Source organism: Rhizobium sp. USDA 4016 (assembly GCF_056279705.1).
This window is the reverse complement of record NZ_JBWCCY010000003.1, coordinates 96,869-109,367: the sequence shown is the minus strand read 5'-3', so window position 1 is coordinate 109,367 and position 12,499 is coordinate 96,869. Positions and strand designations below refer to the sequence as shown.

The window sequence follows — 12,499 nt, the reverse complement described above, 5'->3', positions numbered from 1 at the left end:
GCGCCAACATGGCGCTGGGGCTGCCTGAGATCAGCATCGACGGCCTCAACGAATTGGCTGCGGTACTGGTATCGTTCGGCGCGACTCAGGCACCAGGCGCAAAATCCCGTCCTTCGAGGAAGAAGGAGAAGGGTGATGCGAAACAGGCGGTATCGAAATCGCGATCAGCTCGTCCTGGAGCTGGAGCGCTCAAATCGTCAGGGACCAGTGGTTCGAAACACGAAAGGGCTGGTGGAAGCCCTCGCGGATCTTCTGCTGGAGGCTCTGGAAGCAGGCGAGAAGACGAAGACGGGAGGCGTGGATGAACACCAGGATCACGCCTGACCATCTCGGCCGCGCAGCGGTGGTGTATGTCCGCAATCGACCATGGCGCAGGTGACCGGCAATCTCGAAAGCCAGCGCCGGCAGTACGATCTGGCCGGAGCTGCCGAAACGACCGGCTTCGCATCTGTGACAGTGATCGACGACGACCTCGGTCGTTCGGGCTCAGGTAGCGTGGAGCGGCCTGGATTTGAACGGCTTGTTGCGCTGGTCTGTTCTGGCAATGTGGGAGCGGTCTATTGCATCGAGGCGTCGCGCCTGGCGCGCAACGGGCGGGACTGGCATCATCTGATCGACCTGTGCGCGCTGGCCGGTACATTGGTCATCGATCCCGACGGCGCTTATGATCCACGGCTTGTCAACGATCGTCTGCTGCTGGGGTTGAAAGGAACGATGTCGGAATATGAACTGAGCTTGATGCGACAGCGCGGCATTGCCGCCCGCGACTCCAAAGCGAGGCGCCGTGAGTTCCGATTTATGTTGCCCCCAGTCCTCTGCTGGAGCGAAGCGAGCAAGATCGAAATCGATCCGGACGAGCATGTGGTGGAGACGATCAGGCTCGTCTTTGCCAAATTCCGAGAACTGGGGAGCGCGCGCCAGGTCTTCCTGTGGCTACGGTCGGCCGACATCAAGATGCCGGTCGTCTTGCGTAATGTCGAAATCTGCAAACTCGCCTGGAATGCGCCCGCCTACCACAGCGTCATGCAAATCCTTCATAATCCACTCTATGCGGGAGCCTATGCATTTGGAAGGCGAGCACAACGGACGCGGATTGTTGAGGGCCGCGCTCGAAAGGCTAACGGGCTACGTAAGCCCAGGAATGAATGGAGCGTACTGCTGCGTGACAATCATCCCGGTTATATCAGCTGGCAGGAGTATGAGGACAATCAAAAGCTTCTGCTTGAGAACGCGCACATGAAGAAGAACTGCGCGCGCAAATCGGCGCGCGGTGGTCGCGCCCTGCTGACGGGGCTGATGCGCTGCGGACGTTGCGGCAGAATGATGCGTGTCTTCTATGGCAGTGCAAAAGGCAACGCACACCGCTATCAGTGCCGCGGCGACGATACTCATGTGGGTGTCGGTCTATGCATCGGCATTGGTGGTGTGAGGATCGATCGCGCTGTCGCCACCCAGATTATCGAGGCGGTCTCTGATCGGGCCATCGAAGCGGCGATCTTCGCCGCGGATCAGGTCGAGCGGTCCAGGCAAGATATCATCGCGGCAGTTGGGCGGGACCTGGAAGGGGCAAGGTACGAGGCATCGCTGGCCGGCCGCAGGTATGAGCTTGTCGATCCAGCCAAACGGCACGTCGCGCGCGAGTTGGAAGCTCGATGGAACGATGCGCTGGAGCGCGTGAGTGTGCTGGAACGTAAGGTCGAGGAACTAACTGCGCTGTCAGCGGCACGACCAGCGATCGACCGTGGCCGGCTCTTCCAGCTTGCGCATGATTTGTCGGCGGCCTGGAATGCTCCGTCGACCGATACGCGAACGAAGCAACGGCTCATCCATATCCTGATTCAGGAGATTGTTTGCAACCTCGATGATCAGACCAACGAGGCCGTGCTCTTGATCCATTGGACCGGCGGTCGCCATACTGAGGTGCGCGTGGCACGTGTCAAGGCTGGCCGATATCCGAGCGACATGGCGCCGTCCGCCGTAGAGGCGTTACGAACGCTGGGGGGACATTGGCCGGACCGAGAACTCGCGGTGTCCCTCAATCGAATGCTTTGCAAGACCGGCGATGGTGAAAGTTGGACGACGGTGCGTGTACGCGACATGCGCGAGCGCTTGGGCATTCCAGAATATGATACCGCCAAAGTCGGTAGCCCGATGATCAGCCTGATGAAGGCAGCTGAACGACTCGGTATCTGCGTGGGATCGGCAAGGACCCTTGTGTTGAAAGGTATCATACCCGCAACGCAAATCCTCCCGGGCTCACCGTGATGGTCCCAGTCGAAGCGCTTAGCTCAGAGGTCGTCCGGATAAGGGTGCAGGGTGTAATCGATCGACGGCCAAAATATTATGAAGATTATCAATATGATAAGGTTGTCCGCCTACCCGGACTCTGACAAAGGGATGCATTATGAAACACGCTGTGGATCGCTCATAAAAGTGATCTGGAGCGATGGCCAGGGCAGTTGCCTATTTACAAAGAAATTGGACCGAGGCCGGTTCGTCTGGCCTTCCGCCGAAGGTGGCGCGGTGGCGATCTCGCCTGCGCAACTGTCGTATTTGCTGTCCGGGATCGACTGGCGCAATCCGCAGGAAACATGGCGTCCGACGAAGGTCGGATAGCATTATTACATTGAAAATATTGAGTGAATCTGATCGAATGGCTTCATGAATTCGAAGCCTATCGATCTCCCCGCGGACCTTGCGAGCGCCTATCTGGCGCTGCTTTCCGAGCGTGAGATGTTACAGGCTGAACGCGATGTCGTTGTCGCGGAGCGCGATACCGTCGTCGCCGAACGGGACATGGCGGTGGCGCAAGCTGCCAATGCGCAGGCGATGCTGTCCGACAGCGAGGCACTGATCGCCAGCCTGGAACTGGCGATCGAAAAGCTGAAGCGCGAACTGCGCGGCCGGCGATCCGAGCGCACGTCGCGCCTGATCGACCAGATGGAATTGCAGCTCGAAGAGCTGGTGATGGCGGCGACGGAGGATGAGCTTGCGGCGCAGGCGGCTGCCGCCAGGGCCTCGAGCGTGCGTTCGTTCACGCGCAAACGGCCGGTCCGGAAGCCCTGGCCGGAGGATATCGAGCGCGAGCGCGTGTTGATCGATTCTCCAGCCACCTGTGCATGTTGCGGCGGGTCGCGCCTGTCGAAACTGGGCGAGGACGTCACCGAGACGCTGGAGGAGATTCCGCGCCGGTTCAAAGTGATCGAGACGGTGCGGGAGAAATTTACCTGCCGTGACTGCGAGGCGATCAGCCAGCCGCCGGCGCCGTTCCATGCCACGCCGCGCGGCTTCATCGGCCCTCATCTGCTGGCAACGATCCTGTTCGACAAGTGGCGCGGTGTGCACCCGCAGAAACACCTAGCCGGGTATAGCGGCATTCTGCAGAGCGATTGCTACAATGGCTTCGAGCCGCTCAGTGTCGCCGAGAAGAAAGCGGTGCCGATCACCTTTGCTTTTTGCCATGCGCATGCGCGACGTAAATTCTTTGAACTGGCCGACATCCAGAAAAGTGCCCGTGACCGCAAACGGAGAGGCAAGCCGATCTCGCCGATCGCATTGGAGGCCGTCCAACGGTACAATGCGCTGTTCGAGATCGAGCGCCAGATCAATGGATTGAGCGCCGAAGAACGACTGGCCGCGCGGCAGGAGAAGAGCAAGCCGCTGTTCGATGACATGCACGAGTGGCTGAAACGGGAACGCGCCACGCTCAGCAGATCCTCCGAGGTCATCGAGCCAATCGACTATATGCTGAAGCGCTGGGATGGTTTTGCCCGTTTCCTGGAAGATGGCCGGATTTGTCTGACGAACAATGCCGCCGAGCGGGCGCTGAGAGGTATTGCCCTCGGGCGCCGCAACTGGACGTTTGCGGGTTCCCAGCGTGGGGCCGATCGTGCCGCCATCATGCTCACCTTCATCACGACCTGCCGTCTCAACGACGTCGACCCAAAGGCATGGCTTGCCGATGTGTTCGCCCGTATCGCCGATCTTCCCGTCTCCCGCCTGCACGAACTGCTGCCTTGGGAGTGGAAAGCACAAAAGGGAACCGCTATTGCGGCGGCCGCGTAAACAGCTTCCGGAACAACGCTTCCGAACACTCCAAGCCTTCATCGGTCAGGATCAATGACTTCGACTTGTTGACTGGGTCACCGATCATGCCCTTCTTGTGAAGCCGATCCGTCGTTGCCCAGTCGAAACCCTTCCATGCGCAACGCTCGTTATGCAGCGTCAGCCATAGCAGCGCCAAAACTGCATCGTCGATTTTGTCCTCATCGATCTCCATGAACCGACATTACCACGCGAGACGCTCAAAATCCCGCGGTCCTGCTCGGATGGATACGGTGAACTGACCCCAAAGATTGGACGCTTGATGGGCTACGAAATTGGGGACTGGATTCTCCATTGCACAGCGCTCAGTCCTTTCGGTTTCAGCTTTATGCGCTGTTGATTGTAGTCGTTGATGTATTCCTTGAGGACGGCCAGGAGGCTTTGCGGGCCATCGAAGCGGTTGAGGTGAAAGAACTCGGATTTGAGCACGGCTTGGAAGCTTCCATGGCGGTTAACAGGCAACCAACACCATGCTCTCAAAAGCAATGCGGTCCTGCAGATTTCAAGGGAAGGCCGCGCGCTGGCGGGCGCATCGCCACTGACTCGATCGAATCCGCCATGCGATAGTTTCACTTTCCGTCGTGCCCATTGTCCGATGTAGGACAATTCGGAAATAAGAGAGAGCCGGTTCGATCTATCATGTTGTCTGCAAACGAGTTTTTCGTCTGGCACGCACTTTGCTTTCAGAGATTTTGCAAACGCGTTACGGCCGTTTAGAGCGTCGCGCCCTTAAATTCAACGTCTGGATAAAACGGCACACCGAGTTGGCATAGTCGACAATAAACGATCCAAAGCGACGGCGAACGTCGACGGGTCGGTAACCGGGGACCGGAGGATCGAGCCGGATGTGCCCCACGAATGGTGACCATGAAGCTAATCATCGTCGGTTACGGCCCCGTGGCCGATTTCAAATATTCCCGTTGCATATGCGACGCCATCAATCAGGGCTATATAAAGACATTCCAAGTCATCGATCGCGAATCTCAGAAAGACAAAGTGGAAGATCGGCTTACAAAATTGCCGATAAGGCCTGTCGAACGAACATATATCCCCGAAGAAGTTCTCCAGCATGGACCGGACGCTGGAATTGAATGGCTTGTTGATTGTGGTGTCCTCATCGCACACAACGGACATGGAACGAAGTTGGTTATTACTACAGAGCCGCAGTCCCACGAGGCATACATCAAGCATGGGTTAGCTGCGCAGTTTGATGTTTTGGTAGCAAAGCCTCTAGTCCTTCCGACAAAAAACAGGGTACTTGACCGCTCATCGTTCATGCCAAGCGTTAAAGCAATCGCGGAAGCATCCGCCGATTCAAATCTCCACACTGCTATCATTTGCATGGGAAGGCTCCATGAAATCTATGAGCGCCGCCTGCGCCAACCTGCTGCTATGATGGTGGACCGATTGCAGATGCCCATTACGTCAGCCCATGTGAAGACAGCGGCAGGGGTGTGGAACCTTCCATACGAATTTGCCGAGCGAGAAGATCATCCCTACAAATATGGGTATGGGATGTTGATGCATGGAGCCTATCACTACATCGACAATCTGGCGCGGCTCCTGCTGGTGAACAGGCGCATCTATCCTGATGATGAGCTGACGCTTACTCTTCGCGGCTTTTCGGCCGGACCGCATGATCAGCATTCGCGCATTCCGGAGCGAATAAACGAACTTACAGCTGGCTATGATGAACGATACGCAACACTGGAGGGTGGTTTAACCTACGGAGAAACCGACGTCGTGGCGTCATTTGCGCTAAAGTTTCGGAGAACAGGTCGCGTGCTTACTTTGGGAACAATTTCTCTTGAACAGACCACGCCAGGCATGCGGTCCTGGGGGCCATTTCCAGATGTACCTTACAACATCAACGGACGCCTTCATTGCACTGATATTGATGTCCGATTGGGGCCGGCATTTGGAATCGCTGCGAGAGTGACAAAACATCCCATTGGCGCCCGGATGGGTGATGCCGACATAAGAGGGATCAACTCCGCAACAGTTGTGACGCGCTCGAATGCAAGATTAGCTCGGACGCAAGGGTTCATCCGGACGGAGCATTTCGAGCGCCCATATGGAAACTCCTATTCTTATTCAGCTGAAGCGGAAGTCTTCCGACGCTGGCTCCTTAATGAGCCAACCTATAGTGACTTCGCTTCGCATGTTCCCTCCTGTGCCGTGCTCGATGGTTTATTGAAGCTCGTTGCCTGCGGCGGAAACGATGATGTCACATTCGATTTCAATTATTCAGAACCTCATTGGCCAATTCTGCAGGAGAGCGACGATCCATGGTATGCATATATGGGCGACGACGTAGCGTTTTCGGCTAAGCATTAAAATGTCTAAAGTCTCCGTCATAGTCCCGCTACACAATGCGGGCGCATTCTTGACCGAGTGCGTCGGATCGGTTGAACTGCGTTCAGGTATCGAAACCGAAATCATTGTTGTGGACGACGCATCCGATGACGCATTGAGTCTGGACCACACGAACGCCCTCGTTGTCGAAAGGCGAATAAAGCTAATACGAAATTCGCAAAACGTTGGAGTCCAAGCATCGCGAAACTTAGGATTGAAAGCGGCCACCGGTGACTTTGTCGTTTGTCTAGATGCCGACGATATCTTGCTACCGCTCCCCAATGGATTAAGCTATCTATCTGAAGCGGTCGATATTTTGAACGAAAATCCCGATATCGTATTTGTTCATACAATGTCGCAGATGTTCGGTGATTTTTCTGGTTTGACAATTTCGTCGTATCCCTTGGAGGTGGATCTCGTCCTACGCAAACACCATGTTCCTATTTCAATCGTTTACCGAAAAAGCGAGTTAGCGTCCGGGATTATTCATCGCGAGGAGGTTCCGAAATGGCAAGATTGGGCATTTGGCGTTTCTCTTATTGCGGAGAGGTGGCGTCGTGGACAAAGATCTGCAATCGGATTTGTTCCGGGACCTGGCTACGGCTATCGCATCCATTCGGCTTTCCCGCGGATTTCAAGAAAACTGATTTCGGAAATTGAGGCTGCGAAGCCTATTGTGTCCGCGTACAGAGACTTTTTCTCGGCGGTCATTCCTGAAGTCGAGAATGACATTGAGGCATTGGCGTCTGCAATTGTTGCGAGAAAACCGAACCGCTTGACCGATCTCCTTTACATGGCTCGTTATGATCTGGAGCAAGCGAAAAGTGTCGCAGAGCAACGCGCCTTTAGTTTAAAATTGGGCGAGACCGAGCAGCTTGGAATCCCGTAGTAAGATGACATCGCGGCAAAGGTGAACGAGAGGAAACATCCTATGCGGCGCGTTACCCCCTGCAAATGAGAGATTTCGGCCTGTTCCGACTCCTTACAACGACACCATCATTTTTGGGATTGACCCGGCGAAGAACGGGGAATGCTCGCCGAGCATTCGTGAATTGAGGACACGGGAGGGACGCGGATCGACGAAGCTACCTATTGTCAGAATACCTGCTGTGCCGCTGTGCCTACTCGGAAAGCGCGTATCCGACGGACCATACGGTGCGTATGAGACTTTGTCCGCCGGCCGTATTGAGAGCCGCTCGCAAGCGGCCGATGTGAACATCGATGGTGCGGGGTCCAACATGAACAGCGCGCAGCCAAGCTGCCTCCCGCAGTTCATCTCTGGAGTAAACCCTATGTGGGTTCTTCATGAGATGGTGCAACAGGCGAAACTCCGTTGGAGCGAGGTGAATCGTGCGGCCGTTTCGCCGCACGCGATAACTGCTGACCTCCAGTTCGAGATCGAGAAAGGTCAAGAGTTCTCGTAGGCCGAGGGCGGGATTCCGATTCGCGTCGTGCCAGATCGCGCCAATACTTGTCATGAGTATCTCGGGCGAGAATGGTCTGCTGAGATACTGGTCGGCACCGGACTCGAGCAGTTCTTGCCGACTTGCTTCATCACCTTCGGCCGCAAGCGCGATAATTGACATTGACCGCGTCCGGCAGTCCAGGCGGAGGCGTTCACAGAGTGTCTGCGTCTCCACACCGGGTATACGTGATTCGAGAAGCAGCAGATCCGGGGCCATTGTCTCGAGGCACTTCGCAAGCGCCTCCCCGTCGCTCACGCCCGCAACAGCAAGGCCCTTGCTTTTAACTGTATATTCCAAAAATGTGCGAAAGCTATCGTCTGCCGCGGCGATCAGTACCATTGGCGGTGGCAGGGAACCCGGATTAGTAGCGTCATTCGACATCGCGTAGACCCTTCAGATGTGCCATCGACCGGCCGCTCGATTTGTGGTTCTGTCGCGAGTTCGAAGTTTGGAAGAGCAATGCTGCGACTGATGAGACGACGGGGATTTCAGATTCCTCCGAATGGTAGACAGGGATTGTGACGTACTGAATTGCCGCCGACAGTATGCTTCAGCATGAATGGGATTGGACCACGGCCTTTGATGTAGTTCTCGTCAATATGCCAGTTCCCGGTAGTTCGTTCCACCGGTTGAACCGCTCCAGCAGTTGAGTAGATACGGCAACAATGCAGCGGCTGATCGTGGATTGATCAACCCGGAGATACCGTTCAGCAATCGTACCTTCCAGATCGGGCCACCTGAGATCATTGGTCCGGGACCAAGCCTTCGCGGCTCAGCGACTTGGGAAAGCGCGGCTTGGCCGGCTACAGCAACTTCGATCGGTGTTATCATAAGGACGACTTCTCCTCGGTCGGTGATGGGTTTTGCTTACAACCATGCATGCACTGTGCCAAAGTAGGCCGTCGTTCTAAAGCAATATGGCGTAAGTGCTGTCGTCGCGTGTGTGACGTAGCCGGGCATGCGCAGCGCGGCTGGTATTGCGCGTGTGAATTCCGCTCGAAGGTATCCTGGGCGCCGTTTCCTGGCGCGATACTCTAATTTGCGCGGTGCATGGAAGTTCGTGGCAACTGACGGCGAAAACGCCTGGAAACCGACACCTACTGTCGGGTTTGTCGAACCCGAGAGATGGTGAACATTCGACCTAGCTGCCGGCAGTGGCATAGCCTACGTCGTTGGTAAAAAAGTGGAAAATGCTTTATTGAGGCTATTGCTTCCAGTTTGGCATGATTGTTGAAGCTCCATCCTGGCTAGGCGGCAGGAACTGCCGACCAACAGGACTCCCAGGTCGGCATAAATCTGCACTACGGTCCTGCCACGGTGGCAGAGCCGTAGCCTACAGCCGAAAGCTTCGTGCACCAGTAACAACAACATCTGGTGCACTTAAGGAGCGACTATGGAACGCCAACGGGTGAATGCTGCCCTTCAAGTTCGAAGGCCAGCAGTAAGAGTGTCCGATCCGCTTTCTCTGGTCCCGCCGATGCCATTCCCTAAGGCAGCGACCGAGGCGGTTGCTGTCGAGTTTTGCCGATTTCTCCACCAGACTGATGCCGTTGCCCGATCCGATCAGTTGTTCGACCTGTTGTCTGGTTTTGCCCTATATTTTGATTGCCCGTGGATCGCCTATGGTCCTCTTCGACCCAACCAGAAGGTTTTCACTCCGGCTCGATGCGATCCGAAGGTGATGCTGAATTATCCCGATGAATGGCTGAAGCGCTGTTCCGAAATGGGGTATGACAGAATAGATCCCATCATCAACAAGAGCCGAAAGCGGGCGCGCGCCTTTCGTTGGAGCGAAGTCTACAACGACGCAAGCACCACTGAAATCGAACGGCGGGTTTTCGACGAGGCCGCGACATTCGGCTTGAGGTCAGGCATCAGTGTTCCGATGCACGGCCCGGACAGCAGCGTTGCCATCATGAGCTTTGCTCAGCCTTCGGAATGCGAATTCGACAACAGAACAATCACCTACTTGCAATTGGCCGCGGCACATTTCCATTTGAAGGTTGCGAGTTTCGCGAATTCAAATGGTATTGCAAGCGCCCCAAACCTTTCGTTAAGAGAAAAGGAATGTATTTTGTGGGTCGCTAGAGGTAAATCATCGTGGGATATAGGTATTATTTTAGGAATATCTGACAATACGGTCAATTTTCATGTAAAAAATGCGATGCGAAAATTGGATGTTACTAGCAGAACAGTCGCAGCTATGAAAGCAGTGGATTTTGGGATTATCGAATTGTAAAGAGCGGCATCCAAGGTGACGCGCTCCCGCAAATCAAATGTGGAACTGTCAAATCAAAGCCTCTACCGCCTTTGTGAGGAACGAGCGTGTAAGCAGGACTCCGAAGCGACGCGTCGGTTCCGGACCGACATTCAAGAGAGCCCGCCACGATTAAAAACGCAGGAACTGCGAAGGGGCTACAACTCTTCTTCGCAAAATCGTAACTTAACTGCCAGTATCGCTCTGGTTGGCGGCGACCTGAACGCCAAATGCCGATTGGGTCCGCGAGCGCCTTGCGCAGAGTGGCGAGGGCGTTGGAAGTCCGGCCAGAACAAGCAGCTAAGCGCTCCCTTGGATCCCAAAGTGGCATGAGGTCGCCCTGCATGAAATGCTGAACCTGAAGGGCACGCAAGGTCGCATGCTTGGACGCCTTCCTATGACGACCTCGATCTCGCGTTCGCTGTCCAGCCGGCAGAGGGGCCGAAGCACCTGTCTTATATGCCGCATGGTCAGCATTCACTTTGACGGCAGGAAACGCCCCTCGTGGACAGAGGAGATTCAAGGTTGCTGACACAAAGCCACCATCAGGACGGAAACCGTGCGGTGATCGGAATCCGTCCGTGCAGCGCGGCAATCCAGATTGCCGCTCGATACGTCCGGTTAATTCCTGGATTTCGCAGATTCTCGCCCCGAGCTAAGCCATTACCAAAGAACGATCGGTGACGACACTACCATCCCAGGTAGGCGCACGGGCCGTCGTTGTCGTATAAAAGGGTACGATTCCAACTGGAAATTGGCTAAAAAAGGCAGCCCGAGATCGCATCGGCTCATTCAGGACTATGCGCGACGCTATGATGCAATTGTCTGACGGAGGAAGATCATGCTTCAAGAGAGTAGCTCTAACTCGCTGTTTGCCTTCGAAACCCTCGAGTCGAACGTGCGGTCATATTCACGATCCTTCCCTGTGGTGTTCAGAAAGGCGGCAGGAGCCATTCTCGAGGACGAAAACGGTTGTGAGTTTATCGATTTTCTTTCTGGCGCAAGTGTCCTTAATTACGGTCACAACGACCCTTACATCCTAAACGATGCCGTAGAATACTTGAAATCAAATCGGATTATCCATGCTCTGGACATGGCTACGTCAGCGAAACGAGAGTTTATGGAGTATTTTGACCAGATAATATTGCGCCCGCGTGGTCTTACATACAAATTTCAGTTTGCCGGTCCTACGGGCGCTAATGCCGTCGAAGCTGCTTTGAAACTGGCGCGGAAGGCCACTGGGCGGCACAGCATAATTTCATTCACCAACGGCTATCATGGAGTGAGCTTAGGCGCGCTTGCAGTAACTGGCAATCGATACTACCGAGATGCAGCAGGTCTTCCTGCAGGCGGCGCAGTGTTCATGCCCTACGACGGGTATTGGGGAGCCGACAAAGACACTTCAGAATATCTGGACACGGTGCTCGCCGATGCTAGCAGTGGTGTTGACATGCCGGCAGCCATCATTCTGGAAACCATCCAAGGTGAGGGGGGCATCAATCCTGCAAGCAAAGACTGGTTACAGTCCATCGAGCGACTTTGCAGAATGAACAGCATCCTCCTGATTGTCGATGACATTCAGGCGGGCTGCGGGCGAACGGGAGATTTTTTCAGCTTTGAATTTGCGGATATATCTCCAGACATCGTTCTTTTGTCGAAGTCGCTCAGTGGCTGTGGGCTGCCGCTGTCCCTTTTGCTGGTCAAACCCGAGTTAGACGTTTGGCAACCGGGCGAACACAGTGGGACTTTCAGAGGCAACAATCTTGCACTCGTAACGGCGACGGCTGCCTTGCGCAAATACTGGACAAATGAAAACCTGTCTAAGTGTGTTGTCGAAACAGGACGCATCCTGAGCGAGCGCCTTCGGCAAGTCGCTCAAAGCAACCGAGATTCTAACCTTTCCGTACGTGGAAGGGGCATGATGATGGGGCTCGACTGCAATACGGGCAAACTGGCCGAGAAAATTGTCCGCCAGGCCTTCGAGGACGGACTTGTGATAGAACGATGCGGCGCGGAGAACCAGGTGATCAAATTTCTTCCTCCATTGACTATTGACGGGCAGACGCTTCAACGCGGTCTGGACATTCTGGACGGGGCGGCGCGCGCAAGCGAGCCTGCGGGAGATTGCCAGTGAAGGCGGGCGGGTCGTCGAGATGGGCAAGCCCGTTGGAGAAGCGGAGTTCATCTTGAGCGAAGATGTCAGCGAAAGAGGCCCGGCCGGAATGCAACGCATTTGACCGGTCTGGTGAGAGATCCGCTAGGCACGACGCGCAACGGACATGGGGATGATGGGGCGTGGCCTTTTCCCCGGTGTGAA

At 55.3% G+C, this 12,499-nt stretch carries 10 protein-coding genes and 1 pseudogene; 8 read left to right on the top strand and 3 right to left on the bottom strand.

Translation table 11 applies throughout. From position 1 onward, the window contains the following. Positions 1-135: 135 nt before the first annotated feature. From ACZ9DP_RS13545 to tnpC, 4 genes are all read left to right on the top strand, one after another. Positions 136-324, top strand: a complete 189-nt coding sequence (locus ACZ9DP_RS13545) for a hypothetical protein (RefSeq protein WP_476202391.1) — start codon at positions 136-138, stop codon at positions 322-324. Positions 325-366: 42 nt separating this feature from the next. Next, a complete protein-coding gene (locus ACZ9DP_RS13540; protein ID WP_476202390.1) occupies positions 367-2,265 on the top strand; it encodes a recombinase family protein in 1,899 nt (632 codons plus the stop codon). Between the two features lie 78 nt (positions 2,266-2,343). Beyond that, positions 2,344-2,616, top strand: coding sequence for an IS66 family insertion sequence element accessory protein TnpB (gene tnpB, locus ACZ9DP_RS13535; protein WP_476202389.1), 273 nt, complete (start codon positions 2,344-2,346; stop codon positions 2,614-2,616). Between the two features lie 45 nt (positions 2,617-2,661). Then, positions 2,662-4,065: an IS66 family transposase gene (gene tnpC / locus ACZ9DP_RS13530; protein ID WP_476202387.1), complete on the top strand. Its 1,404-nt coding sequence runs from the start codon at positions 2,662-2,664 to the stop codon at positions 4,063-4,065. Here tnpC and ACZ9DP_RS13525 read toward each other — a convergent pair. Next, positions 4,046-4,279 carry a DUF6429 family protein gene (locus ACZ9DP_RS13525; protein WP_476202385.1) on the bottom strand — a complete coding sequence of 78 codons (234 nt, stop codon included), beginning with the start codon at positions 4,277-4,279 and terminating at the stop codon, positions 4,046-4,048. The genes tnpC and ACZ9DP_RS13525 overlap by 20 nt on opposite strands. 92 nt (positions 4,280-4,371) lie before the next feature. Next, a pseudogene (locus tag ACZ9DP_RS13520) lies at positions 4,372-4,545 on the bottom strand (IS3 family transposase); the annotation flags it as partial. Between the two features lie 417 nt (positions 4,546-4,962). Here ACZ9DP_RS13520 and ACZ9DP_RS13515 point away from each other — a divergent pair. Beyond that, positions 4,963-6,441: a Gfo/Idh/MocA family oxidoreductase gene (locus tag ACZ9DP_RS13515; RefSeq protein WP_476202384.1), complete on the top strand. Its 1,479-nt coding sequence runs from the start codon at positions 4,963-4,965 to the stop codon at positions 6,439-6,441. Position 6,442: 1 nt separating this feature from the next. Continuing rightward, on the top strand, positions 6,443-7,348 hold the full coding sequence (locus ACZ9DP_RS13510) for a glycosyltransferase family 2 protein (RefSeq protein WP_476202383.1): 906 nt from the start codon (positions 6,443-6,445) through the stop codon (positions 7,346-7,348). Positions 7,349-7,580: 232 nt separating this feature from the next. Here the strand turns inward: ACZ9DP_RS13510 and ACZ9DP_RS13505 are convergent, their stop codons facing one another. Then, on the bottom strand, positions 7,581-8,264 hold the full coding sequence (locus tag ACZ9DP_RS13505) for a winged helix-turn-helix domain-containing protein (protein ID WP_476202382.1): 684 nt from the start codon (positions 8,262-8,264) through the stop codon (positions 7,581-7,583). Between the two features lie 1,054 nt (positions 8,265-9,318). Here ACZ9DP_RS13505 and ACZ9DP_RS13500 point away from each other — a divergent pair. Both ACZ9DP_RS13500 and ectB read left to right on the top strand, forming a co-directional pair. Continuing rightward, a complete protein-coding gene (locus ACZ9DP_RS13500) occupies positions 9,319-10,164 on the top strand; it encodes a LuxR family transcriptional regulator (RefSeq protein WP_476202380.1) in 846 nt (281 codons plus the stop codon). An 859-nt stretch (positions 10,165-11,023) separates the two neighbouring features. Then, positions 11,024-12,316, top strand: a complete 1,293-nt coding sequence (gene ectB / locus ACZ9DP_RS13495) for a diaminobutyrate--2-oxoglutarate transaminase (RefSeq protein ID WP_476202379.1) — start codon at positions 11,024-11,026, stop codon at positions 12,314-12,316. Positions 12,317-12,499: the final 183 nt, after the last annotated feature.